17 protein-coding genes and 2 pseudogenes are annotated in these 26,758 nt (G+C 58.9%); 3 read left to right on the top strand and 16 right to left on the bottom strand.

Translation table 11 applies throughout. From position 1 onward, the window contains the following. Window positions 1-214: 214 nt before the first annotated feature. The 11 genes from NKH80_RS15805 to lysA all read right to left on the bottom strand — a co-directional run bounded on the left by NKH80_RS15805 (window position 215) and on the right by lysA (window position 13,772). Window positions 215-1,306 (bottom strand): ABC transporter substrate-binding protein, encoded by a 1,092-nt coding sequence (locus NKH80_RS15805; protein WP_352992393.1) that lies wholly within the window; start codon window positions 1,304-1,306, stop codon window positions 215-217. Window positions 1,307-1,421: 115 nt separating this feature from the next. Further along, window positions 1,422-2,408 carry a succinylglutamate desuccinylase/aspartoacylase family protein gene (locus NKH80_RS15810; protein ID WP_352992395.1) on the bottom strand — a complete coding sequence of 329 codons (987 nt, stop codon included), beginning with the start codon at window positions 2,406-2,408 and terminating at the stop codon, window positions 1,422-1,424. A 98-nt stretch (window positions 2,409-2,506) separates the two neighbouring features. Next, a complete protein-coding gene (locus tag NKH80_RS15815; RefSeq protein ID WP_352992397.1) occupies window positions 2,507-3,610 on the bottom strand; it encodes an ABC transporter substrate-binding protein in 1,104 nt (367 codons plus the stop codon). A 92-nt stretch (window positions 3,611-3,702) separates the two neighbouring features. After that, window positions 3,703-4,509, bottom strand: a complete 807-nt coding sequence (gene dapF, locus NKH80_RS15820) for a diaminopimelate epimerase (protein WP_352992399.1) — start codon at window positions 4,507-4,509, stop codon at window positions 3,703-3,705. A 642-nt stretch (window positions 4,510-5,151) separates the two neighbouring features. After that, window positions 5,152-5,718, bottom strand: a complete 567-nt coding sequence (locus NKH80_RS15825) for a sarcosine oxidase subunit gamma (protein ID WP_352992401.1) — start codon at window positions 5,716-5,718, stop codon at window positions 5,152-5,154. Continuing rightward, a complete protein-coding gene (locus tag NKH80_RS15830) occupies window positions 5,711-8,644 on the bottom strand; it encodes a sarcosine oxidase subunit alpha family protein (protein ID WP_352992403.1) in 2,934 nt (977 codons plus the stop codon). Before NKH80_RS15830 ends, NKH80_RS15825 begins: the two co-directional genes overlap by 8 nt. Continuing rightward, on the bottom strand, window positions 8,641-8,931 hold the full coding sequence (locus NKH80_RS15835) for a sarcosine oxidase subunit delta (RefSeq protein ID WP_352992405.1): 291 nt from the start codon (window positions 8,929-8,931) through the stop codon (window positions 8,641-8,643). The genes NKH80_RS15830 and NKH80_RS15835 overlap by 4 nt, the downstream gene beginning before the upstream one ends. 10 nt (window positions 8,932-8,941) lie before the next feature. Beyond that, the gene (locus tag NKH80_RS15840; RefSeq protein WP_352992407.1) at window positions 8,942-10,192 is read right to left on the bottom strand and encodes a sarcosine oxidase subunit beta family protein; all 1,251 of its coding nucleotides are present in this window, start codon (window positions 10,190-10,192) and stop codon (window positions 8,942-8,944) included. Window positions 10,193-10,462: 270 nt separating this feature from the next. Beyond that, window positions 10,463-11,458, bottom strand: a complete 996-nt coding sequence (locus NKH80_RS15845) for a M14 family metallopeptidase (RefSeq protein WP_352992409.1) — start codon at window positions 11,456-11,458, stop codon at window positions 10,463-10,465. An 80-nt stretch (window positions 11,459-11,538) separates the two neighbouring features. Continuing rightward, a complete protein-coding gene (gene dapF, locus NKH80_RS15850; protein WP_352992411.1) occupies window positions 11,539-12,420 on the bottom strand; it encodes a diaminopimelate epimerase in 882 nt (293 codons plus the stop codon). Continuing rightward, complete coding sequence (lysA, locus tag NKH80_RS15855) at window positions 12,417-13,772, bottom strand: diaminopimelate decarboxylase (RefSeq protein WP_352992413.1); 1,356 nt, start codon at window positions 13,770-13,772, stop codon at window positions 12,417-12,419. The genes dapF (NKH80_RS15850) and lysA overlap by 4 nt, the downstream gene beginning before the upstream one ends. Window positions 13,773-13,880: 108 nt before the next feature. Between lysA and NKH80_RS15860 the strand changes: the two genes are divergently transcribed. After that, window positions 13,881-14,816, top strand: a complete 936-nt coding sequence (locus NKH80_RS15860; RefSeq protein ID WP_352992415.1) for a LysR family transcriptional regulator — start codon at window positions 13,881-13,883, stop codon at window positions 14,814-14,816. Window positions 14,817-15,015: 199 nt separating this feature from the next. On the opposite strand, the pseudogene NKH80_RS15865 reads toward NKH80_RS15860, so the two are convergent. The 3 genes and pseudogenes from NKH80_RS15865 to NKH80_RS15875 all read right to left on the bottom strand — a co-directional run. Then, a pseudogene (locus NKH80_RS15865) lies at window positions 15,016-15,213 on the bottom strand (transposase domain-containing protein); the annotation flags it as partial. Between the two features lie 3 nt (window positions 15,214-15,216). Next, window positions 15,217-16,198: pseudogene (locus tag NKH80_RS15870) on the bottom strand (HPP family protein); the annotation flags it as partial. Window positions 16,199-16,737: 539 nt separating this feature from the next. Continuing rightward, complete coding sequence (locus NKH80_RS15875; protein ID WP_352992417.1) at window positions 16,738-17,937, bottom strand: IS256 family transposase; 1,200 nt, start codon at window positions 17,935-17,937, stop codon at window positions 16,738-16,740. 362 nt (window positions 17,938-18,299) lie between these two features. Between NKH80_RS15875 and NKH80_RS15880 the strand changes: the two genes are divergently transcribed. Next, window positions 18,300-18,530 (top strand): hypothetical protein, encoded by a 231-nt coding sequence (locus tag NKH80_RS15880; protein ID WP_352992419.1) that lies wholly within the window; start codon window positions 18,300-18,302, stop codon window positions 18,528-18,530. 587 nt (window positions 18,531-19,117) lie between these two features. Beyond that, on the top strand, window positions 19,118-19,411 hold the full coding sequence (locus tag NKH80_RS15885) for a hypothetical protein (RefSeq protein ID WP_352992421.1): 294 nt from the start codon (window positions 19,118-19,120) through the stop codon (window positions 19,409-19,411). 715 nt (window positions 19,412-20,126) lie between these two features. On the opposite strand, the gene NKH80_RS15890 is transcribed toward NKH80_RS15885, so the two are convergent. Beyond that, window positions 20,127-22,706 (bottom strand): AMP-binding protein, encoded by a 2,580-nt coding sequence (locus NKH80_RS15890; protein WP_352992423.1) that lies wholly within the window; start codon window positions 22,704-22,706, stop codon window positions 20,127-20,129. Window positions 22,707-23,503: 797 nt separating this feature from the next. Further along, window positions 23,504-26,584, bottom strand: a complete 3,081-nt coding sequence (locus tag NKH80_RS15895; RefSeq protein WP_502900960.1) for a class I SAM-dependent DNA methyltransferase — start codon at window positions 26,582-26,584, stop codon at window positions 23,504-23,506. Between the last annotated feature and the right edge of the window lie 174 nt (window positions 26,585-26,758).

Consider the following 26,758-nt stretch of genomic DNA (forward strand, 5'->3'; position numbering starts at 1 on the left):
TCGTCACGTGGCCGCCGACCTTCACCACTGTGGTGAGCTGCAGCACCTGGGCGTATCGAAGATGCCCAAGGCGCGCGCGATGTTCGGCAGTCTTCGACGGGAAGGATATGCCGCCTCATCCCGGTGCCCGTTCGCCCCGCCTTCGACACCAGGGCAATCCGACCACACGTTGACTGCCGCTGCGGGAAGTCAATATCCCGCAGCGGCACCTTGTTTACTGCGAGAGCAGCGCTACGCAGCGTTGCAGCGCAACGTCATAGTTGGTACGGCCGTCGGCACCCGTCTTGTTCCACCAATCATAATCCTGGAAGAGCTGCTTTTTCGCGAGTTCTGGCGCGCCAGGCAGAACATCGAGCATTTCCTTCGGAACGAGCTTGAACGCGTCATTGTTTACCGGGCCATAGGAAATCGCTTCCGCGAAAGTCGCCTGCGGTTCAGGACGTGAGATATAAGCCAGAAACTTAGCTGCATTTGTCTTATTAGGCGATCCCTTCACGATCACCCAGTAGTCGTATTGCAGTAGGGACTGCTCCCAAGACAGCGCGAGCGGCGCGCCCTGGGCCTTTGCGCCAAAAATTCGGCCGTTGTAGGCTGCTGCCATGTCGACTTCACCGTCAATGAGGCTCTGCGGAGCATCAGCGCCAGCCACCCACCAGCGCCCGACATCAGGCTTCAACTCTGCAATTTTGGCGAAGGCTCGATCCATGTCGATCGGATACACCTCGTTGGCGGGCACGCCGTCACCCATGATCGCCCCTTCAAGCAAACCGCCACCAACTATTTTTTCGCATTTGGGCAGACTGCGCTTCCCGGGAAATTCCTTGACGTTATAGAAGTCGACCCAATTATTTGGGTGCTTCCCATCCTCTGGAAACTTTTTGGTGTTGTAGGCAACAACCAAGGAATAGAGAAGGGCTCCGACGCCATCTTTGTTCTTCAGTTTCTCGGGGATGCTCGCCAGTGTTGTTTTGGCGAAGAAGCTGTAGTCCATATCCTCGACAGCGTCTTTGGTCACCCAGCTCGAAAGCTGCCCCCCCTCAATTGAGGTAATGTCGGCTTCGGGCTGTCCGAGCTTTGCAGATGCCAGCAGTTTCGCTTGATCCTCGGGAACAAGCACAACCTTGATACCGGTGTCGCGACTGAAAGGATCGAAGAACGCCTTCTTCTGGGCCGCTTCCCAGGTCCCGCCACCCGACGTGATAACAACCTCGCCGGAGCCTTTGAGGTTATCAGGAATCTGTTGCGATTGCGCTGCAAAGGGCAATGCTGCCAACAGCAGCGCCGCACTGAATGCAAAATATGTCATCGTTGCTCTCATAACCTCATTCCCCTTTTTTGTTTGCTCTGCCTCGTTGTCTGTGCCGCGACATCCCGAACCGTCGTGCGCGGTGGCGGAAGTTTCTGCGTCTAAATCATAACGATCAATTTTCCTCGATACCTATTGCTCCCGCAAAAGAACCTTCTTTGATTGAGGGGTGCGTTATACGCCAGAGAACGAAACCAGCATCTGGCGCGCTAAGTTCGGCTAATGTCTCGCCAAACAGATCACTGATCGTGCCAAGACGCTGGCCCTTAGTCACCCGGTCACCGGGTTCTACCGCAGAGTGAAAGTCCCCGCCCGCTGGGCAATAGACCCAGAGGTAATCATCGCAATGGATCCGAGCGTTTCGGATTTCTGAAAGGGGTGTGGTGATGATACCGAGAGTGCGTGCAACGTTCAAAACTCCCTCGACAAAGAACGAGATCGTATCTTCGGTCAATAGACCGTTCGCTCCAGCCTCTGGAAGCACGGCGAGTCGGCCATTCTGGGCGAAAGCCGAGGGAGAATACGTTCCTGGTTTATCCATAAAGCGCGTCGGCAGAGCAAGAACAAACTCGGCGTCAAAGCACATCGCTATCTGTCGCCCCCGGGCATTGTGCTGAGGGTCATCCGTATGTTGGTACATGACGAACTTCGAGACATTCTCTCGCAAGTCGCCGCCATGCATGTCGATAAGGCAATCCGCGCCGGTGCACCATTCGTTCATGATGGCATCGCAAAGCGCTTCGGAGAACGTTCCGTCCTTTTTGCCAGGAAACGTGTGCTCAATATTTTTGCCGTCAAGCGGGCAAACATATTGGGGATATTGAAAGAGCCCCGGCTGATTTATGAGGGGAATGATCGAAACGCTGCCTTCCATATTTTCCGGGTCGAACAATCTTTGAAGTCGCACGGCGGCTTCTATCGCCGACACCTCATTGGGGTGAATACCGGCGCATATGCAAAGTCGCGGACCGGGCTTTTTTCCACGGATCTCGCAAATCTCCCATTTGTAGCCTGCGAGCCGCGGACTCTCGAAACGTAGGTGACCACGAAAAATGCCGGGTTGACCGTATTCGCAGCTATTGTTGAGTGCGATGACTTCCATTTTCCTCTTACTTTCAATGTACAGCGTTCGCTTACCCGAGCTATGCCGCTGGTATGATCGCCGCTGCAGGCACATCCGCGCCTGCAGCGGCAGGTCGATTATTGCGTTAGAAGAGCAACGCAGCGTTCCATCGCAGCATCGTAGTTGGTGCGGCCATCGGGGCCGTTCGTGCCCCACCATTCGTAATTTTGGAAGACTTGGTTCTTCACAAGGTCAGGGGCGCCGGGCAACGTCTCGGCCAATTCCTTCGGAAGAAACTTGAACGCATCTGGGTTCACCGGACCGTAGGAAATCGCCTCCGCAAATACTGCCTGCGCCTCGGGGCGGGACATGTAGGCCAGCAGTTTCGCGGCATTTTCCTTATTGGGAGTGTTCTTTGCGACTACCCAGTATCCATATTCCAGTAGCGACTGATCCCACGACATCGCAACCGGCGCGCCTTCCTTCTTCGCAGCCACAATTCTCCCGTTGAAACTCGAAACCATGTCGGCCTCGCCGTCGATAAGAGCCTGGGGCCCGTCGCCACCGGCGACCATCCACCGACCCACATGCGGCATCAGCTCCTTGATTTTGGCAAAGGCGCGATCCATATCGAGAGGATACAGTTTGTCCACTGGGACCCCGTCACCAAGGAGCGCCCCTTCGAGCAAGCCACCCTCAACAATCTTTTCGCATTTCGACAGCCCACGCTTCCCTGGAAAGTCCTTGACATTGTAGAAGTCCACCCAGTTTTTTGGGTGCTTCCCGCCCTCCGGGTATTTTTTGGTGTTGTAGGCGATGACGGACGAATAAGTATAGTTACCGACCCCGAACTCGGTTCTCAACAACTCCGGTATACTGGCCAGGCTCTCTTTGCTGAAGTAGCTGTAGTCTATCTTCTCAATAGCGCCGTTGGCGACCCAACTCGCAAGCTGACCGCCCGCAATGTCAGCGATGTCATATGCGGGCTGCCCGAGCTTCACCGAGGCCAACAGCTTTGCGCTATCCTCTGCAACTAGTACGACCTTGATGCCGGTGTCGCGCGCGAACGGATCGAAAAACGCCTTCTTTTCCGCTGCTTCTAAAGTCCCTCCGAGGGATCCAAAAACGACTTCCCCGGTACCTTTGAGGTTATCAGGAATCTCCTGAGATTGCGCCGAAAAGGGCAACGCAACCCATAGCAGCGCCGCACTGAGTGCAAAATACGTTGTCGTTGTTTTCATAATCTCATTCCCCTGTTTTTGTAATGGTGGCTCTCACTGCCTCTTGTCGGTCCCGCACGATCTGAGCCTTGACCTGCGGCACATCGGTGGCGCTACTTGCCTCCTTCTATGAAACCATTGCAGCAAAATGCGACTGGTCCGGTCATGCGGACCCTATCGCCATCCAGAAGTTCGATATCTAGCTTCCCGCCCGGAAGATGAACGGCGATGCTCTTGGAGGTGACGAGACCCCGCTTAAGCGCCGCATAAGAGGCAACGCATGCGCCGGTTCCACATGCCTTCGTGAGTACGCCTGGCCGTTCCCAGACCTGGAGCCGGAGTGTTTGGTCGTCGACAATCTCAGCTGCGCCCACATTAGCACCCTCTGGGAAAAGAGGATCATTCTGCACGGGGGGCGCGTAGCGGCCCATGTCGACGCTATCGAATTGATCGACAAAGAAGACGGCATGTGGGTTGCCGATGTAAAGGGCGACGCCATCTGCGAACGGCCCGCTTTCTATGGGCAGATGAAGCGTATCAACCTCTCGCGATAATGGAATCTCTCGCCAATCCATGCTGATCGGTCCGAGCGTGACGCTGACCTCCATTGGCCCTGCCCTGCGGCAGAGGATAACGCCCCCCGCCAACTCCATCACCACCTCATCCCTGCCGGATTCCTCGAGCAGCAGATATGCCATGCAGCGAGTGGCATTGCCGCATGCGCCAACTTCCTTGCCGTCGATATTAAAAATCCTCATTGCTGCGTAGGCGCCCTCGTGTGAGGCCCGTTCAATGGTTAGCAGCTGCTCGCCCCCGACGCCGATGTTGGTGCTGCATATGCGCACTATGTCGTCAGCATCTAGAGGTTTGTTGCCGTCGCGCCGGTCGAGAATAACAAAGTAGTTCTCCAGACCGTGCATCTTGATGAATGGCCACTGGAGCGGTAATCCGACCGGGGAAGGGAGCGAGAGAAGACCCGTGTGTATCATCGGCCAATCAACCAACCTTCGTGGCTAGCATCCGCGGCAAGGGCGGAGCGAGATAGTTGCCACTGCGTTTCTTTCCTCGAGCTCAAGCCAGAGATTTCCATAGATTTCTTAGGTTGGAAAATAGAATTTTATGGCCCTTTAATTCAATCTCGATATATAACGAGGGTTATCGCAACTCGGCTGCCAACCTGAGCCGATCAACGCAATTGGCCCTTGAAGCGGCGGCAGAGTCAGGGTGCCGGAAGTGGCTTGCCAACAGGAACAAATCCCGTGGCCGAAGCGCGCAGGAGCTGGTCACCGCACTCGCGGCGACCAAGACCGAACGGTTCCGATCAGCGGAAATCTGCCGCTTCAGTGACTACAGCGCTGCTTGGTTTTCCGGGGTTCATCCGCGGACAGCGAATTAATTGTCCCAATACAATGGCCGCCGGATTATCACGCAGCAACGCCTCTGGCGCACATCGAGCAGACGCCGGCAGATCGTCCGCAACAACCAAACCTTGCGGCACGTCCAGCTTACCGCGGCACGATGCCGAAACGCGCGCCTGCCGTCCAGACATGTCGCCTATGTGGTCACGCTACCTTCTCCTCCAACCGCTTTGCCGCCATTTCCACCGCGTGCCAGAGCGATGCGGCGAACGAGCGCGAGCCCACCACAGCGACATGGGATTCGCTCCGGCGGATTACGAAACAGCTTATATGCTCGAGGCCGGTACGGGTCGCGCGGCCGGGACCAAACTGCGCGAAATCGATGTTGACGAGCTTCGACAACAGCGCTTCGAGAGGCGCCGTGCCTGCTCGCGAAACAATCTCCAATACGATCCAGCCATCGGTCTGCTCGGTTACCGCAAAGTTGGGCGCGGTCTCTTTTAGATGGGCAGCGAAATTTTCCTTGGCACGGCCTTCGGCCTCGATCATCCATTGGTCCGGGCCGACCCAAAAGGCTGACGCCCCCTGCCCTGCGACCCAGGCGCCCGGCCCCGGAAGATCCAGCCCCAAGGCCTTGGGCTTTGTGGCACCGCGGCGCAGCGCCAAAGAAGCAAGCGCCAGATCCGGATTCTCCCCAATGTCCAATGCCCCAAAAGATGCCACGGGCGGCGGGGCGGCGCCGAGCGCCGGGAGGGCTCTAAGGTCAGTCACGCAGACGTGCTCCTTCAGGATCGATGAAAGGCGCCGGCACGATGCGCAGGCGATCGCTTTCGCCTTCGACCGGGTTCGCCGCAACGATTACCTCGCCCATGCGCATATCGCCGTTTTCCAGAAATCCGAGTCCGATCATAGATCCGACATGGGGACTGTAGCAGGCCGAGGTGATCCAGCCCTGGTCGGTGTCGAGATTTTGTGCTGAGCCCTCGGCGAAGAGATGTGACCCTGCAACAACTTTGCCCGCACGCTCGACCGGCTGCAGACCCACAAGACGGCGCATGTCTGCCACCATGCCTTCACGCCGGGACATGATCGCGCCGATGGAGTCCTTCTTCTGCGACACCATCTTGCCGAGCCCAAGAATGGCGGCCGTGGTCTGGCCGTTCAGTTCGGCGCCACCGACGTGGCCCTTTTCGACACGCAGAACGGATAGCGCTTCAACTCCGTAGGGGGTCACTCCCAGATCGGCTCCCGTCGCCATCAGCCGTTCCATCAGCGCATGGCCGTAGCGGGCGGGCACCGCGATTTCGTAGGCGAGTTCACCGGAGAACGAGATCCGGAAGAGCCGCGCGCGCAACCCACCGCAAACGGTCAATTCTGCGCAGGCCATAAAGGGGAACGCCTCGTTCGACAGGTCGAACCCGTCTACGATGCGGGCAAGCAAGGCGCGCGATTTTGGTCCAGCGACGGCGATCTGCGCCCAAGCGTCCGTAGTGGAGATGATCTGCGCATCGAGATCCGGCCAAAGGCATTGCCGCGCAAACTCCATGTTGCGGTAAACCAGCCCGGCGTTGGCGGTCGTCGTGGTGACCACATAGTGATCCTCGGCCAGCCGAGCGCAGGTGCCGTCGTCGTAGGCAAAGCCGTCTTCGCGCAACATTAGCCCGTAGCGGACCCGACCGACCTTCAGCGTGTCCATCACGTTGCTGTAGAGCCGGTTGAGAAATGCGCCCGCATCGGCGCCTTGCACGTCGACCTTGCCGAGTGTCGAGACGTCGCACAAGCCCACCGCGCTGCGCACCGCCTTGGTCTCACGATCCACGCTTTGGCGCCAGTGAGTTTCGTTCGGACGCAGGAAATATTCCGCTCGCATCCACTGACCGGACTCAACGAATACTGCACCTTGCGCTTCAGCCCAACCGTGCGTTGGCGTCAGGCGGCGCGGCTGGAAATGCGGGCCTATATCGCCCCCGCCCAAAACCGAGATCGTCACTGGAGTGTAGGGCGGGCGGAAAATTGTCGTTCCAGTTTCGGGAATCGATTTCCCGGTGAGCTCCGCCATCACGGCTAGTCCGGTCACGTTTGAGGTTTTGCCCTGGTCGGTCGCCATGCCGAGAGTCGTGTAGCGTTTCAAATGCTCTACCGGTCGCATGTTCTCGGCATCGGCGATCTTGATGTCCTTCACCGTCACGTCGTTTTGGAAATCGACCCAGGCGCGTTTCTTGCCCGGCACGTGGAAGATCGGCGCGATTCCGTAACGCGACTCTTCCGATCCTGGCAGAATGGGCAGGGCTGCCGCGATTCCGAGTTCGTCAAGGGCGCGTAGTGCCGCCTCCGCGCCCGAACGAAGTGTCTTGGCTGTCGAAAAATGGCCCGCCGCCGCACCTGCCGATATTAATCCCAGAGGACCATCCTCGCCTGGTAGGAACGCCTGCAGCGGTTCATTCCAAACAGGCCGACCGCGATGATGCGAGGTCAGATGAACATTCGGGTTCCAGCCCCCCGAAACACCCAGCGCGCCGCACTCGATCCATTCGCGGCGGCCGTTCGCGGAAACCTCTATCGCTGTCAGCCCGAGGCGCCCGCGTGAGGCGGTGACCATCCCACCTGCGATCACCCGGTAGTCGGCCGAGGCTCTGGCCTCTAGGCGCGCGTCGATTACCGCCGCAATATGAACGCCCTTGGCGGCGAGATCACGGGCGGTGCGATGACCGTCATCGTTGTTGGTGAATACCGCGATCGTCTTAGACGGGCACGCCGCCCAGCGATTGGCGTAAGCCCGCATCGCACCGGCCAACATGATGCCTGGTCGGTCATTGTCGGCGAAGGCTATAGGACGCTCCGTCGCGCCCGCCGCCAATATCGCGCGTTTGGCAGTAATGCGCCAAAGTGTCTGACGGACGTTGGCGCCCGGCTCCGCAAGGTGATCGGAAACCCGTTCCACCGCGCCGTAGATTCCGTGATCATAGACGCCGAACACTGTGGTGCGACGCAGCACACGAATGTTAGGTAGACCCTCAAATTCAGCCTCCAACGCGGAGATCCAGCCGGTCGCCGACGCTCCGTCCAGCATTTCCGTTTCGGCCAGCAGTCGGCCGCCCAAACGAAAGTCTTCATCCGCCAAGATCACACGGGCGCCCGAGCGCGCCGCCGTCAGTGCCGACGCAAGTCCGGCCGGCCCCCCGCCAATGACCAAAAGGTCGCAATGCAGGAAGCCCTTGTCATAGGCATCCGGATCCGCCTGCATGGACAAGCTTCCGAGGCCTGCCGCTTTGCGGATCGCGGGCTCGTAAAGCTTTTCCCAGAAGGCTTTCGGCCACATGAAGGTCTTGTAATAGAATCCAGCCGTGAAGAACGGCGAAAGCAGATCATTGACCGCAAATGCATCGAAGCTGAGTGAGGGCCAGCGGTTCTGGCTTCGCGCCACGAGCCCCTCGAACAGTTCCACGACGGTGGCACGCGTGTTCGGCTCCTGACGAGCGCCCGACCGCAGCTCGACCAATGCGTTCGGTTCCTCGGACCCCGCCGAGAGCACACCGCGCGGACGATGATATTTGAAGCTGCGACCCATCAGGCGCACGCCACTGGCCAGAAGTGCGGAGGCGAGCGTATCGCCTGGATGGCCGCGATACCGTTTGCCGTCGAAGCTAAAGTTCAGGCTTTGCGAGCGGTCGACCAGCCCGCCGGACAACCGGGTCATTGACCACTCCTTTTCCGCGCCACCGCCACATCGCGTGCCAAGTCAGCGCCGAGGATTTCATGGGTAACTGTGTTGCGTATGACCACGAGCCAAGACCGGTCGCCTTGTTCGTGAAACCATAACTCGCTATGCACCCCTGCGGGGTTGTCGCGCAGGAAGACGTAATCGCAAAAAGCGTCAGCGGCATCGGGCGCGTCAGGATTTGGACGGTCGATGAGGCGAACGTCGCCCAGATAGGTGAATTCGCGCGCATCGCGCGGGCCCAGAAGCGGATGGGGAATTAGCATTTAGTTGACCTCAATGCAGGTTGGGCTGCGCCCCGGTGCCGGTTTCATCAACCACATACCCGCGCGCAAACCGATCGAGCCGGTAAGCGCGCGCAGTCTCGTGGGGGGAGCCGGTCGCAAGAAGATGAGCGAAGGCATAGCCGCTGGCGGGTGTCGCCTTGAAGCCACCAATGCACCAGCCGCCGTTGAAGAAGAGGCCGTCAATGTTCGTGCGGTCGATGATGGGCGAGCCGTCCATCGACATATCCATCAGGCCGCCCCACATGCGCAGGAGCCGTGCGCGCCCGATCATTGGCATCAGCGCCAAGCCGCATTCGGCCGCATGCTCGACCACAGGCAGGTTGCCGCGCTGGGCGTAGGAGTTATAGCCATCTATATCGCCACCGAAGACGAGGCCGCCCTTGTCCGACTGGCTGATGTAGAAATGCCCCGCCCCGAAGGTGATTACTCCGGGAAGGATGGGCTTTAGACCTTCCGAGACGAACGCCTGCAGGACATGGCTCTCGATCGGAAGTCGCATCCCCGCCATCGCCATGACCCGACCCGAAGAGCCAGCCACCGCAACACCCACCTTACCGGCACCTATATAGCCGCGCGAGGTCTCGACACCGCGGATCTTGCCATCGACAATCCGGAAGCCTGTCACCTCGCACTTCTGGATCAGGTCCACACCATGCAGATCGGCGCCACGAGCGTATCCCCACGCGACACCATCATGACGCGCCGTTCCCCCGCGCGGCTGCAACAAACCGCCACGGATTGGAAAGCGCGCATTGTCGAAATTCAGAAAGGGAACCATCGCGCGCAAATCTTCACGGCTCAACAGACGGGCGTCAGCTCCGGCGAGTATCACTGCATTTGCGCGGCGTCGAAATGAATCGCGCTGCGAATCCGAGTGGAGTAGGTTGATTACTCCGCGCTGTGAGACCATCGCGTTGAAGTTCAGCTCCTGCTCAAGACCTTCCCAAAGCTTCATCGAAAATTCGTAGAATGGTTGGTTACCGGGAAGCAGGTAGTTTGAACGGATAATGGTCGTGTTGCGGCCAATATTCCCCGACCCCAACCAGCCCTTCTCCAGGACAGCGATACGGGATTGCCCAAACGTCTTGGCCAGATAGTAGGCAGTCGCTAGACCGTGACCGCCTCCTCCGACAACCACATAATCATAGTGTGATTTGGGCTCAGGATTGCGCCAAAGCGGGCGCCACCCCGTATTCCCTTTGAGCGCTTCGGCAAATACGCGGAAGCCCGAGAATTTCATTCCTAAAAGTCCTCTTTTTCGACACGCTCCGAATTGGTGACAGTCGAGCAAATGAAGTGCCAATCTACGTTGGGGAGCAGCCCGACGGGCCGGCCCTCGGTTCTTCGCGGCCTTTCGTTTTTCTCAACCCGATTGAGTTGTTTGTCGGCTATGCCGGGCATGCCGGATGAGCGGCCGTTCCATCGCGATGCCTGCCAGCCTCAGGCCGCTCCCCAGCGATGGTGCTGAGTTCCAGCGAGTTATTGGAAGCAATCCTGAAGTTCATCATCTTTACTGGCCAACCGTTCTTTCCTCGACTGCAACCGCGCCTATGGGCGATCCCTTTGGAATCGTGGGATGAGTCATGCGCCACAGAAGAAAACCTGTCTCCGGCGCGGCGACTTCAGCCAGCGTCTCGCCGAAGAGATTGCGGATCGTGCCGAGACGTTGGCCCTTGGTGACCCGATCTCCCGGCTCGGCCTCAGCGTGGAACTCCCCATCCACCGGGCATTCAAGCCAGAGATACTCATCACATGAAATTCGGGCGTTCAGGAACGGTGCCAGGGGCGCATCGATAATCCCAAGAGTGCGCGCGACGTTGAGGACTCCTTCGAGATGGAAGGAGATCGAACCCTCATCCAGAAGTCCATTCGCACCTGCTTCCGACATCAAGGCGAGCCGGTTGTGACGAGCAAAACCCGTCGGAGCCCGACCCGACTTCTCCATATGCGCAGTCGGTAAACCCATCACTATCTCGGCGTCGAAGCACATTGCCATCCGCCGTCCCATAGCGTCGAGCTCGACATTATGAGTGCGCTGGAAGATCGAGAATTTTGAGACGTTCTCTCGCAGGTCTCCGCCGTGCATATCGACGTAGCAATCAGCGCCTACGCACCATTCGTTCATGATAGAATCGCACAGCGCTTGGGAGAAGGTTCCTTCGCTATCGCCTGGGAAAGTGAAATTGATGTTTCGGCCATCAATCGGACAGACTAATTCGGTATACTTGTAGAACGCCGGCTGGTTGATCAGCGGAATAATGGAGACAGAACCCTGGATCGCCTCCGGATCGATCATTCGTTGCAAGCGAACAGCAGCTTCGATGCTGGATACCTCGTTGACATGAACTCCAGCAGATACGCATAGCCGCGGGCCGGGTTTTCTCCCGTGGATTTCACAAAGTGGCCAGCTGTAATCCGCGAGACGGGGATTCTCGAAACGCAAATGCCCTCGGAAAATGCCAGGTTGCCCATAGGCGCAGCTATCGTTTGAAGGGGTAATTTCCATTGTTTTATCTTCCGGTCTGATGCTCGCGCTTTACTGGCGGGGTGCTTCTGCACCTACGATGCTGGCCTATGGCATATCGGCTATGGCTTCTTGCCCGCTTCGAGAAAACCATGACAGCAAAATGCGACTGGTCCGGTCATGCGGACTCTATCGTCCTCCAGAAGTTCGATATCGAGCTTCCCGGCCGGAAGATGGACTGCGATTGTCTTGGAGGTGACGAGGCCTCGTTTAAGCGCCGCATAAGCAGCAACGCATGCGCCAGTTCCACAGGCCCTGGTTATTATTCCTTGCCGTTCCCAGACCTCGAGCCGAAGGGTCTGTCCGTCAAGGACCTGAGCTGCGCCCACGTTGGCTCCCTCTGGGAAAAGAGGGGCGTTATGCACTGGAGGCGCATAACGAGCAAGGTCGACGCCATCGAGTTGATCGACAAAGAAGACGGCATGCGGGTTGCCGATGTAGAGGGCGACGCCATCCGAGAGCGGCCCGCTTTCGATCGGCAAATGCAGCGTATCAACCTCTCGCGATAATGGAATCTTGCGCCAATCCATGCTGATCGGTCCGAGCGTGACGCTGACCTCCATTGGCCCTGCCCTGCGGCAGAGGACAACGCCCCCCGCCAACTCCATCACCACCTCATCCCTGCCGGATTCCTCGAGCAGCAGATATGCCATGCAGCGAGTGGCATTGCCGCATGCGCCAACTTCCTTGCCGTCGATATTAAAAATCCTCATTGCTGCGTAGGCGCCCTCGTGTGAGGCCCGTTCAATGGTTAGCAGCTGCTCGCCCCCGACGCCGATGTTGGTGCTGCATATGCGCACTATGTCGTCAGCATCTAGAGGTTTGTTGCCGTCGCGCCGGTCGAGAATAACAAAGTAGTTCTCCAGACCGTGCATCTTGATGAATGGCCACTGGAGCGGCAACTCAACCGGAGAAGGTAGCGAGAGAAGATCCGTATGCTTCATATCTCTTTCCATTCGTGTCTGAGATCTGTCGCCGATTGGACAGAAGATCCTTGCCACTCTGTCTCTTCCTCGAGCGTCAGCAAGGCTTCGGTGGTCTGCCTACGCCGGATCACCCGGAACTGATCCCCGTCGACAAGGACTTCAGCTGCTAGATCGCGCGCATTGTAGGTTGATGCCATTGAGGCGCCGTAGGCGCCGGCACATCCGAAAGCCAAGCGGTCACCGGATCGCAGCGAAGCCAGATCTCTATAGGTACCGAAGATGTCCGAACTCTCGCAAACGGGACCGGCAATCTGATAGGTGTGCGAGCCTTGCCGAACCTGCTTCAGAGGAAAAACTGGATGAACGGCCCCATACATCGCAGGCCGCATAAGATCGTTCATGCCCGCGTCGACAATGGCGGTAAGCCGGTCGGCGGTCTCTTTTATATAAAGCACTTCGGTCACAAGAATCCCGGCCGGCCCAACCAACCAACGTCCTGGTTCGACCGTCAGCTCGCAATCGAGACCGCCAACTGTTTCGCGCACGATCGTCGCGTACTCGCCCAAGTTAGGACCGCTGCCATGATCGTACGGTATGCCGATGCCGCCACCCAGATCAAGGCGACGAACGGGCATACCTTGGGAACGCAGCAATCTTACAAGGTCAGCAATGCGAGAATAAGCCGCGCGATAAGGCGAAAGTTCAAGAATTTGCGATCCGATATGTATGGCAAGCCCTACCGGATCGAGCTCTGGAGCAGCTAAGGCTTTGGCATAAAGAGCCGGTATGTCTTCGAAGGGGATACCAAACTTGTCATGCTTCTTGCCTGTGCTGATTTTGGCATGCGTCCCGGCGTCCACATCTGGATTCACTCGCAGCGCAACTGCTGCACGCACGCCCAATACCCCCGCTGCTTCAATGACAGCGTCGAGTTCCGCTTCAGATTCGACGTTGATCTGGTGGATGCCCACCTCCAGTGCGCTGGCGATTTCGGAACGCTTCTTACCAACACCGGAGAAGATGATCTTCGATGCAGGGACACCCGCCGATACCGCGCGTTCGAGTTCGCCGCCCGACACGATGTCCATGCCGCTTCCTAAAGCTGCCAACAGTCCGAGAACGGACAGGTTTCCGTTCGCCTTCACCGCGAAGCAGACTGAGGCGCCAATAGGCTTAAGCGCGGCGCTTAGTGTAAGGTATGCCGTTCTAATCGCGTCAGAGGAGTAGCAATAGAATGGCGTGGGAACTGCCGTCGCGATTGTGTCGATGCAAACGCGCTCCATGTGCAGGGCTTGATCGCGATAGGCCAGCTGTTTAGAGCCGGCCCCCGCGCCTGCGGCGGCAACCATTGCTATGGCATGTTCAGCCATCCGGGGTCCTGTCAATTTGCGCTTGCTTTGCATTCTCGACGAGATGATTGCAGAAAACCCTTGGCCAGAAAAATAGATTGTCATAGGGCTCTAATTTAGTTTTGATATATGGGGGGCGACAGCGTGCGTCTTAATCAGCGCCAGATAGAAATCTTCAATGCCATCATGGTGCATAAGAGCGTGACGGCAGCGGCGGCGGTTTTGAGAACGTCTCAGCCAACCGTAAGTCGCGAGTTGCGCGAACTTGAAAAGCAAATAGGTTTTGATCTGTTCAACAGGTTCGGCAAGCGCCTAACGCCGACAAACCAGGCGCAACTGCTGCATTCGGCTGTTGCACGATCATTTGTTGGGATGGAAGAAATCAGCCGGGTAGCCACAGCTATCAAAGGACGCAACGCCGCGCACCTTCGAATCGCCTGCCTTCCGGCCTACGCGGAAGCGCTTTTGCCTGATGTGGCACACCGTTTTTTAAAGACCCGTCCCCAAGTTCATCTTTTAGTGCATTCGCTGGGTGAAGTAGCACTCCGGCATGACATGACGACGCAATTGTTCGACATCGGTCTAACTGAAGGGAGCTACGACTATGACGAGGCGACTTCTGAAAACATTGATGTGGGTGAACTCCTCTGCGTTCTTCCTGCGGGACATCGTTTGACGGCAAAGGCAATTATCGATCCACAGGACTTCGAAGGGGTCGACTTCGTCTATTACTCCGAGGATGATCCTTACAGGCGCAAGCTAGACGAGGTCTTCGATGCTGCAGGGGTTGCGCGTCACTACACCGTCGAAACGACCACTGCCACCGGGCTTTGCTCAATGGTGGCCGCTGGAGTGGGCGTTTCGATTGTGAATCCGTTCACTGCCGCGCATTACGCGAAGAGAGGCATCGTCTTGCGCAAGCTGAGCGTTCGTGTGCCCTACCATGTGTACCTATGGAGACCCGCAAAGGGACTTCGCTCTGCGCTGGCGGATCAGTTTGTTCGAGTGTTGCGCCAGGTCACTGAAGAGATGAAGCAGCGAATCAAGCTGTTATTGGCAGATTGATCGAGACAGAACACCTCACGGCGCAACCCTCCCGCCCGAGGGCTATGTGTTAAATGCTTCAACCGCATCGCCGCGGACAACCCCGTGGGACCTGGGCGCCAGAGAACAAGCCAGCAGATGCTGGGTCGATCTGACCGATCCACAGGGCCCCAGACCACGATGTGACGACGCCCGCAATTTCCTATGGTAAGCGATGTTCTCAGGCCACGGCCTTTAGCTCGGCCGCCCGGATGTAGGCCCAAGGCAGCAGGTCGTCGATCTGGCTGTTCGGATGGCCGTCGATGATCCTGGTGAGTACGTCGGCGAGATAGCCGAGCGGCTCGACACCGTTGAGTTTGCAGGTTTCGATCAGCGAAGCGATGACGGCCCAATGCTCGGCGCCGCCGTCCGAGCCAGCGAGTCGCTCGGCATCGACGATGACCACGGCATGGCTGCGGCCGTCGGTGAGCACCGGCAGCAGGCTCATCGCCGGCGTGTCGGGAGAGGTGGTGCCAGCTGTCGACATCACAGCCCTCGCCGTGTCGGTCGCCTTCGTCAGCTCGCGCCGACCAGCCCGCCTTCGGTGTCGGTCACCGGCAGCGTCCGGATGTTGTGATCGAGCAGCAAATGACGCGCCTGGTCGGCAGGCGCATGTTCATCGACCGAAATCACATCGCGCGACATGATGTCCTCGCACAGCAGGGTCCGGTGGGAGCGCACCATGGCCTGCAACTCGACCTGCCGCAGCAGCCGCTCGAGATCGTCGCGGTCGATGTCGAAGGTTTCCTCCAGCGCGCCGAGCGCGGCATCGATATCCTCGGGCCGGAAGCCGACCCGCTCCCGCGCCGGCGGGTCGAGGGTTCCATGCGAGCTTTTAAGGGTAGGCGCCGCCACATGCGGATAGTTGCGCCGTGACAGTTTATGGATGCCGTAGCCGAGTGCGACCAGCATGATCGAGTTCAGCGCCACCGGAACGAAGGGAAACAGCAAACCGGAGCTGAAGACGGCCGGTCCGCCGAACACCGCGGTCAAGGCGGCGGCGCCGCCCGGCGGATGCAGGCAGCGCGAGAATGACATAGCGGCGATGGCCAGCGCCACCGCAATGCCAGTTCAAGGACGGGTTCATCCACGAAATGCGCCACGATCACCCCGACCAGCGCCGAAATCGTATTGCCACCGATAATCGACCAAGGTTGCGCCAGCGGGCTTGAAGGCACGGCAAAGAGCAGCACGGCCGATGCTCCCATTGGAGCAACCAGCAGTGCGACATGTGGGCCAGATCCGTTCGCCAGCGCACTGATCACTCCGGTCAAGGCGATGCCGATCATAGCCCCGATGCAGGCGAGCAGCCGCTCGCGCAGCGTTGCACCGGCAAGGATCGGAACAAAGAGACGAAACGCCATGGCATGCCCTGCGAGTGGTCGGGAACTAAGAGGTCCGCAATGCAGGCAAAGCCACAGATTTGGAAGTTAAGCCAATTCGGAAAGTCGGCTCACGGGGGAATACTTTTGCGCGCAGCGGCCATTCCCAAATGGGTGCAGACATTTGATCAGCCAGAGGAGAGGCGGACGGCACGCTGATCCGCTCGAGCGCAGCAAGAGGCGAAGGGCTACCGTGCCCCGGGCAGCCGGAAGCTTAAATCCAGCTTTCGGACCCTTTGCGGCCGTTGCCAACCGGCGACTAACGACGCGACCGAGCTTATTGCGGACGTCAGCGGATTTGATGCTTCGGCCATTCCGGCTCGACCGGCCCTGCGCGCCGAGCCCATTCATGCCGCCGCCGCGGACGTGTATCCTCACAGCATTCCACGGTGAAATTCAAAGCCACAAATTGCCGTCTACCGCGGTTCGTTGCATTCGAAAAAAGAGCGCGAGATCGTGTCCCAGGAAGTGGTGTAGCTGACGGCTTGGTCGCCGCGTTCTCCGGCATGGGGCCGGGCTGATCAGCGTGCCACGGCTGGCAGGCTGATCAGAGGATCATCGCTCATTTGGCTGATGGTTTCCAGCGTCATGTATCTGGTGCGCTGCACGGCCCATTCGTCGTTCTGTTCGAGCAGGATCGCGCCAACCAGGCGGACGATGGCGTCATCATTTGGGAAGATGCCGACGACCTCGGTGCGCCGCTTGATCTCGCCGTTGAGGCGCTCGATCGGGTTGGTCGAGTGCAGCTTGGCGCGGTGCTCCTTAGGGAAAGTCATGTAGGCAAGCACGTCGGGCTCGGCGTAGTCCATGATTGTCGCCAGCTTCGGCACCTTCGGCCTGATCTGGTCGGCGACGGCGCGCCATTGCGTGCTTGCGGCCCCGGGCGTTTCCTGGGCGAAGGCGGTGGCGATGAAAGCGGAGACGACGCGGCGCCCGCTCTTGCCGGCATGGGCCAGCACGTTCCTCATGAAGTGGACGCGGCACCTCTGCCATGTCGCGCACAGCACCTTGGTGACGGCCGCTTTGATGCCTTCATGGGCATCGGAGACGACAAGCTTGACGCCGCGCAGGCCACGGCGGGTCAGCTTGCGCAGGAACTCCGTCCAGATCGGCTCGGCCTCAGACGTGCCGACCTCCATGCCCAGCACCTCGCGTCGGCCGTCCGCATTGACGCCGACAGCGATGATGACGGCGACCGAGACGATGCGGCCGCCGCGGCGCACCTTCAGGTAGGTGGCGTCGATCCACAGATATGGCCAGTCGCCCTCGATGGGTCTTTCAAGGAACGCTTTGACCTTGCCGTCGATCTCCTCACACAGCCGCGAGACTTGGCTCTTGGAGATGCCGCTCATCCCCATGGCCTTGACCAGGTCGTCAACCGACCGGGTCGAGATGCCTTGCACATAAGCTTCCTGGATGACGGCGGTCAGAGCCTTCTCGGCCATGCGGCGCGGTTCGAGAAAACCGGGGAAGTAGGAGCCCTTCCTGAGCTTGGGGATGCGCAGCTCGACGGTGCCGGCCCGCGTCTCCCAGTCGCGCTCGCGATAGCCGTTGCGCTGGGCCGTGCGCAATGGGTTCTTCTCGCCATAGGCGGCGCCGGTGGCGGCCCCAACCTCCAGCTCCATCAGCCGCTCGGCGGCAAAGCCGATCATCTCGCGCAAGAGATCGGAATCCGGAGTCTTCTCCACGAGCGCGCGCAGGTTCATCATGTCGTCGGTCATCGATGGTTCCTTCGAATCAGGTTGGTGTCAGCAACCCGACCTTACCGGCGAACCGTCGATGACCACCGCAAAGCCACTCGCTCGCTACAGCGCTATCGAGAGCGCGCTCGCGAGCGGCTTCGCTACCGCCGAGCTACACCACCTGTGGGGACGCGACCGAGCGCGACTATGAGACGGCGCTAAGCCGGCTAATTTCGCTTGCCAAGAGAGTTTTTTGTGAAGCAGAAAGCGACGACAACACTGATGCAGCTCGCCGTGCCCTCGCCAACATGATGGGACTCGGCCGAAAGCCGAATGAGCCCGAAAGCCGGCTCCTGAGAAACGGACGGTCCGCTTCGCGCTCAGGAAGCTGTCGGCCCCTCGTGGATTTCGCGCCGGACTGCTGCTCGATCAGGTTCAAGTCGATCGCCCGTGTCAGGATCGGCAGAAGGTTCGGGAGCTCGCGCGCCATTTCGGTGTCGGTCACCCCGCACTTCATCGACAAGAGAACGGGCGACGGTTCCGGCCAGATCGCCAACCATGTGATGGCGCACCGCGATCCGGATCTCTTATGGCACGGCGAACTGGAGAGCACATGCGCCCCCCTGCCATGATGCGCTCATCCAGAAGGAAGAGGTGAGAGGCTACGCGATCGGGTGTGATGAGAGTGGAGGCGCATCGCGTCCGACCATCTGTGGAATCGGCTGCCTTGATTAACGTGTGCGATGTTTGACCCCGGCCATCCATGGCGGAGTGCTCTCGCTGAGGTTAAAGGCAGCCTCTTCAGCCTCGTACCGGGTCAGCCCGGTGAGCGGCCGACCGTATCTCTCGGCGGGAAGCCCTGTCAGGCTATCGATCACCGACCACAACCCTGATTCCGACGGCAGAATCTTGTAGCGCCTCATCGAGCCCTCGCGTGCTAGAAGCTTAGAGAACTGCATCTTTACCGGAAAGTTCCGCAGTGCAGCATCAAAATGTTGCGACGCACTATGAGGGGTCCTAGTTCATATGAGACCTGACCGGCCCGAAGCTGATGTGGTGGAACGGCCCCACTGCGCGTCAGGGATGGCCGCTCAACGGGTGAAGACCCCTTCGAGAGGCGGCGGAATGATTTAGAGATGGCACCAAAGCCGATAATCCCACCCGAACAGCTCTCACAGGAGACGAGGGAGCTTTTCGACCTGTTAAATCACGGGCGGACTTGGCGGTCATTCTGATAGCCACGAGCTTCTTAGATGCCTGCCTGAAATCCATCCTGGGAAACCACTTTTTAGAAGGTAGCACGAGCGAACGCATGCTGGGGCATACAGGCATTCTCGGTGCGCTGAGCGCCCGAGGTGACCTTTGCTATGTGCTGGGGCTGATACCAAGGGTTGGTACAACGACCTACGGAAAGTTTGCTGAAATCCGCAATACGGTCGCACACCACCATCTACAGCTCTCGTTCGATGACGAGGACATCGCCAAGCAATGCAACGAACTGTCGACCATTTAGCTAATCGGTATGGGGCCGGAGCAAATGACGCCACGCACAAGGTTCGCTCTGTGCGTAGCAATGCTCGCGAATTAGCTTCTGATCTCAGCTTTGCAGATCAAGCAAAAGCTGAAGGTTACATCCCCGCGCGACCAAAAGCTCATACGGTACACCACATCGCCTCCACCGGAGTAAGGCCATCGTCGTTCGGCAGTTTTTCGCAAGCATTCTGCCCGAAGGACAAGTGAAGGCTTTTCCGACGTTCCGAACGTTTGTTCAATGACCGCGTTCAATCAGAACCTCGTATTGGCCAACGGTAGCTTGTGGTATAGACGGCGCTGCCACGCCATGTCGGCGTTGGGCGCATTGCTGCTCCGCGACCTAGGGGCCGAGAGCGAATCGGCAGGTTCTGGCGTCCTTCGCGTCGGGCGTTCGCACCCGAGAACACTCACGTCGTGGCCGAGCTGTGAGCCGATTTTTCAACGCTAAGTCCTGGAGCTAACTCCAAAGCCAAGCGGGTCCGGCACCTCTCGGCACCGGCTGGACGCGGATATCGAGGCCCCGCAAGCGGAGCCGAAGCTGACATCCTGCATGATCGCGTGGTGATTGATCCGCTGACGGTTGTTGCCGGCGTTCTGCGCGAACCATTTCCCAATTCCTCCTGTTCGTCGCCATGGCCAAGATCGGCCAAGCCGACTTTGTCGAAGTGGCGTCCCCGTTCTCCGGCCAATCTGTCTTATTCGGCTGCTTCCAATGGGCCACCGACGCCATGGCTCCGCCAACCGAGGCGGGAGGCTCGCCGATACGCAAGCCAGCCAATAAATTGTTTTTGCAACCAGAATACTGCCAGGCCTGATGCGAGACCAATCGAAATGGCCGCTGCCGGCCCGGAAGGCTGCTGCGTGCCCAGGTCGAGTTGCGGAAGCAGCCAGTCGGGGATTACGCGGTGAAAAAGATAGATGTGATAGCTGGCGGCAGAAACCGGCAGGATGAGGCGCGCCGCCCAACCGGGCAATGTAATGCGCGGAATGAAAAGCAGGACGAACACCGCGCCGAGCACCAGCATGAACTTGACCCAGGAACCTGTCCAATTGCCGCCCCACCAGGCCAGCACCAGGCAAAGAACAGTGGCGACGGCAAAGAACGCCTTCCGCTTCGGCGGCGTGTCGAGGAAGTACAGGCACCAGCCTAGGATGGCCAAATAAAGGATGTCGGGCAGTGTGAATATCTGCGGCCCGCCGATGTACCAGACGAGGGGCGTGAGGAACTTGGCTGCTACAGCAATTGCCAGCGCGAAAATGCCAGAAACGAGCGGCATTGCATGTGCGATGCGCCGCGCCTGCGGAATGGAAAACAGGATCACCCATAGAAGAATGGTCTGCGCATAGGCCTCAACGAACCAGTAGAGATACGGCACCATGTGCGGCGGTGCGGCAAAGCCGAGATTGCCACCCAGGAAGACCGAAGGCCATAGCACCTCGCCACGCGCCAGGGAGAAGCCCGCGACGATGGGCGCATAGAGTGCAAGGTTGGCTGCCAGCGGCCGCAACACCGCTAGACCATCGCCGGCGAACAGCCGCTGGCGCTGAAAGCGAGCCAGGCTGAACCCGACCAGCATCACGAGTGTGGCGGCTCCGCCCGGAATGGGCCAGAGCGTTGCGTGATGGATAACAACCAGCAGGATCGCGGCAGCACGCAGGACCAGTTGACTATCGATGGACCGATTATGGTTCCTGGGTTCGGCGGTTCGGGCAAGGTCGCCAAGGGGCATGGTTTCCCATCCCTCCGGCAGGCTCCCGAGTTCACGTTCGAGGGTCAGCGAGAGCTGCACATAGAGCAGCGAGTCGCCGCCGAGCTTTTCGAAAGTGTCGCTGGGACCAACTTGACGCGGATAGAACGCATTCCTGAAGGCGTCCAGGACATTCGTGGCCATCTGCTGGCGCGGAGCTAGCAGGCGAGCCTGGAGTGAAGCATAGTCGATCTTCCCCGAGGCGAGTTTCCGCAACGACGTCGCCCTGGCGACTTCGAGCTGCGGCCTTGGCAGTCCGCTTGCAGCCATCATGACCTGGAGCACCTCGTTGTCGTCGATATTGGGTGTCGTCACCATCGCCAGAATGCGCTCATCGTCTCCGACGACTGCTGCGGCGATCCCAGCTTTCTCAAGCGCCGTTTCGATCGCGTCGTGGCTCAGGCGTAGGCCCGCGATCTTCGACATCCGCTTGCGGCGACCGACTATCGAATAGAACCCGCGATCATCACGCTTTGCGATGTCGCCTGTAGGCAAATCCGCGACTTCGTGCGCCGTTGCCAGATCCGCCCGTCGATGGGCATAGCCCATCATCACATTGGGACCGCTGTACATGAGTTCGCCCGGCTCCCCATTTTGTTCGATTGGCCGGCCGTCTTCATCAGCCAACCAGAGTTTGCCGCCCGGGATGGCAATGCCGATGCTGCCCAGATTGCCCTCGATCTCGCCGGGGGGAACATAGGCGATGCGAGCGGTTGCCTCGGTCTGCCCATACATCATGAAGAAGCAGCCAGAGTTGTCCGCGAGATGGCGCCGAAAGGTCTCGGCCAGAGCTTGTTGCATGCGTCCGCCGGCTACCGTCATGAAACGCAACTCAGGCAAGTCGTGCCTCCGGAAGCCGGCGTGGTCCATCATTTCGAAGGAGTAGGGAACGCCACTGATATTGGTGCAGCTCGCTTCGCGCGTCTCTTGGGCAAAGGCGGAGTGGGAGGCACCGTGTTTCGGGAAATAAATGCTGGCACCTGCCTCTAGATGAGAGTTCAGGACCGAGAGGCCGTAAGAATAGTGGAATGGCAGGATGAGCGCCGCCCGGTCCCGATGGCTGAGTTCCAGATAGCTGACTATTGCTCTAGCATTGGCCTCGACTGCGGCGGCTGACAGGCGAACATACCGGCTCTTGCCGGTGCTGCCGGAGGTGCCGAGCAGCACGGCGAGATCGGGATGCAGTGGGCCATTGGACTCCCCAGCTTCCGTGCGGCAGCGCCAGCGGGCGTCTACGCGTCTGCAGATGATTTCGGGCGAATAGTCGGCGACGAAGTCGTCCAGAGCCGATGCGTTGCAGGGCGGGATCAATGCGACGGCGTGCTTGCCGTGCATGGCTGCCAGATAAGAGATGACCGCGTGTTCCGTCGGCTCGGCTGCTACCGCGACCAGCTTCTTCTCCGGTCCGAACTCGGCTGCCAACGCTGTGACACGCCGCGCAAGATCGCGGTAAGTGATCGGCGTGCGTCCGGGAAAGATCAGCGCCGGACGATCGCCGTGTTCTTCCAAGCGCCGGGTTAACCCCATTCCCCTGATCTCCGTCAATCTGAAGAGGCTTATTGCAGCCATTAGTGCAGTCGGGGACGGCGGCTATCACATTTCTTGACTGCTTGCATCAACTTTTACGGGATGTCTTCGCACGCGAGCGGAGGGCGAAACTACGATGTCCAGCGTGGTCGCCGGCAACGTCTGCTAGCGGGCAACAGCAAAGATCACCTCAATGACCGACTTGCTGAACATCCTATGGGGATGGAAGGCGACCAGCGCTCTGCCAAAGTGTAGTCGCCAAACATCACCTGGAGGTCTGAACAGCCACACTGGTTCGGCATGGGCCAGCTTCAAACCAGTCGGTCGATGCGGCCAGCACCAACCAGCAGCGCCGTCTCCGGCGCGTCGCCAGAACCGATCGCAGTCGTTTCAGCTGTCCGCACAGGATCTACATCTTGGCGCTTGGCCGGAGCCACGAGAGCGGCACGGCCGCTGCGGCGATGGCGACGCGCTAGATTAGCACTTGCTGCAGATCAGGCGGGGCATCGACGTCTGGGATTGATTTCCACATTGCCCTTTTATGCAACATTTTAAGCACAAAAGCGAACATCAGTTGCGACCAGGGACTTGGAAGTGACCGAACTAAAGACCCGCACGTTGCATAGCCCGATATTCTTCCGCACTCCTCACCGATCGGACGCTCGTGGGAGTTTGACCAGAATATCTTGATAGGTCGAAGGGCTAGACGTGCCCGTCCGAAAGACGAACCGAACAGCAGCCACGCGAATTTGCGGCCAATCACCGCCAACATCCTAGTCCAGTTATCACCAACGAACTTAGCTTTGATGGGCTGAGCGCTGAAGGTTAAGCTTGAGTAGCTCTTCGAGAGCGGCCTCGCCAGAAATACCCGGGTTCCAGCCGTAGGCCGAGGCCACCGCGTCATCGAGCGCGGAGTGTTTGGACTGCAGCCATGCCGGGTTTTCGTTGTAGAGTTTAGTGAATCCGCGGGACGCAAGTTGTTTAGCCGATCGCTCGTTCGCTGGAATTCGCCGCAAAGGAAGGAGGCGTTCTGCTTCCGGTTTCGGTAGGGGGTAGCCATTGGGCCCCACCTCCGCAAGGGCGTCTACGTCCTCGGGCACCTCAATGAATGAGCCTTCGGGCCAGAGCCACTCCTCACGCTTCAGATATAGTTCACGAGCAGCCTCTTCGATAGAAGCTGCATGTTTATGCGCCCGCGCGATTGCGACGGGTACGTCGGGCGTCATCCCCGGGGGGAACGGAAATGTCATCGTTACAGAGGTATGTGTGTAACGCGGCCGATCCTCGAAGTCGGAACCCTTACGCAATGCCCAGAGCGCATGGAACCGGCTCTGGAGTAGGCCAAACATGAGGTCGTCCTCCCGCAGGAACAAGACAAGATTTTCATCCGGCAGGGTCGGCCACGCCTGCCACTGAATAATGTGATGCTTAGAGGTTCGGGCCGTAACCGCGTATCGCGAGAGCTGCTGGATCCTCGTTCGCATCTCGGGACGTGGCCAATGGGGTTCCCACCAGCGCTCGTGGGCGCGATCGCCTAGAGCTGCACGCGTCTGCGCGACCGTCAGTCCATCGTCGTTTGTTGCGGTCCTCAAGTATTCGTAGACTGAAGCATATTCTTGAGCTCGCTCGCAGTTCAGGTTCAGCGGAAGATCAATAAGCCACATGTCGCGTGGGCGTTCCGTAAGGTCGTCCCCGTTCCGGAAAGGCTTAAGGATCTCGGAGTTTCGCGCCCCGTTCACGTTCGCCGGCTCAGCCATCCAAGTCCTTGCTACGTCACCAGGAACGTCGAAAGGGCCGCTTTTCTGGATGCCGAGCGCAGCAAGTCCCCTGTTTTCAAGCAGATCACGAGCCGAGGTAAGATTGATACCGGCCGTCAAATCCGGATTGATCTGGTTAACGGTCTCTCCCTTCAGACGAAGGGGCTCTCCTCCAGAGTTACCGAACGAAATCAGTGACACGTCAACCTGCGCGCCCTCGTTGATCCACTGTTCCTCCGGCCAAGCGTCATAGATCGTAGTGGTTTCAGCGATCCGCAGCATGACGGTGAGATTGGTATTCTTGCGGATCGAGTTTGTCGCCACGAATCCAGCGCGTTCGGCGATACCGCGCTCGATCATCTCCCGCGCATTCTCGAACCAGAAGCAGACAAGATCCGTGAAACCGGGTAAGCGACCCTTGAAGGCGGTTCGGATTCGTTCGGTCTCGGCAACGCCGAGGTCACGCTTCATCAGCTTAGCGCCTTTGTAGGGTGGGTTGCCAATGATCAACTCCGCTTCGGGCCACACGACTTTGGTGCCGTCCTCATCGACGAGCGCGTTGCGGTGCCAGATGTTGTCTTCCAGTGGGCGCAGAACCGGGTCGCGCCCGACACTGAAGCCATTGCGCTTCATCCACTGAATCTCACCGATCCAGACGGAGACACGCGCGAGTTCGGCTGCGAAGGCGTTTTTTTCGATGCCGAACACGTTCTCCGGCCCGATCCGAGGGAATCCAAGTTCGTAGCCTAGCTGCTCGGCCTCAATCATTACGCGGCGCTCGATGTTCTTCAGCTCGGCCAGCGCGACGTAGAGGAAGTTGCCCGAACCGCAGGCTGGATCTAGCACCCGGATTGCACGAAGACGGGCCATGAAGGTGTGGTAGTGTTCGTCGGCTTGGCTGCGTGCCTTATCGAGATCGGCAGCCGCAGAACGCAGGCCCTTGCGGAGACGATCGACGGAACGAACGCGGCGCTGTTTCGGCTGTTCCTCGAACAGTTCCATCTGCGTCTTGCCTCCGATGCGCGTGCGTACTTCGCGCACCTCTTCCTCCAGTTCGGGCACATCCATGGAGGCCTCGATCTCAGCGGTCAGTGCTGCCTGTGCCGGGTCTATGAGGCTCTTCATCAAACGGCGTACATCATGCCACTCGTTAAGGAGCGGGCGCACCACCACGGGATCTACGATTCGCTTGATCGTGTCGTAGTCGGTATACTCAGCACCGAGTTCATTTCGCTTGGTCGGGTCGAGACCTCGGACGAAGAGCGTTCCGAGGATCGATGGGTCGATCTCACTCCAATCCTCCTCCGCGGCCGCGATACAGATATCAAGATCGCCCGGATTGAGCGCAAAAGCCACATCGTCTGGATGCTCGGCAGCTTTCGTGGGGCCAAACAGACCTCCGTTAAAGTGACGTAGGCGGTGAGCACCGAACCGTCCGCCCCGCCGCATCGCAGCGAACAAGTTCCTGAAGGCATCAGCGGATTCCAATGGATCCTGCTTCAAGGAGATCAGCAGCTCGTTGAAGAGCCGCTTGGGCAGCAATTCGGCGTCCTCAGCATACATACAGAACATAAGACGGATAACGAAATGTGCGACGTCGAGCGCGGTGGGCTCTGCGCCATCCTTTAAGGGTCTCTCACGGAGCCGTTGGGCCAGGGTTGCGAACTCGCCTGCCACATCCTCAGTCAGCTTTTGGCGCGTGCGGCCGGGCCGGAGCTGTTCGGGATTGGAGAAGACGGCCCTAAGCTTATTGAGGCTCTCTGGGTCGCGCAGATCCTCAAGCGTCAGGACGTGCTTTTCGCTGACCGTGTTGGTCCAGTTGGTCGTGATCTCGAACCGTTGGAGGTCGCATGTCACGAGCAATGGTGGGTTCTCAAGCGCACCTACATATTGCTGTAGCTGCCGGAAGGCTTCGGCAAGGTTCTTGCGCGGCCCCTTGTATTCCCAGGCGAATCGCCCGCGACGCCAGACATCAGCCCAACCCTCGCCACCTGTCGCCTTCGTGGCACCTTTTTCGAAACAATAGGAGGTCCCAGACTGATCGGCTTCAGTCGGGGTAGGGACATCGAGAACACGGCATAGTTCAATGAAATGGGATTGCGCGGCCTGCTTCTCATTCAAGCCAGTGCCGCTCCATCGCTGGATAAAGGCATCGACAGATGCCGGCACCCTATCCGTTGCTGGTGGCCTCAAGAGCATTGTAGGCGAACTATCATGCCGCGCATCTAAACGCCTCCGTTATTGCTATTCATGGCTCTTGGTCGTGTATTCGGCTTGGCGAACAACGAAAAGACT

It is taken from the genome of Mesorhizobium sp. M0904 (assembly GCF_040319475.1).
GTDB lineage: Bacteria > Pseudomonadota > Alphaproteobacteria > Rhizobiales > Rhizobiaceae > Mesorhizobium.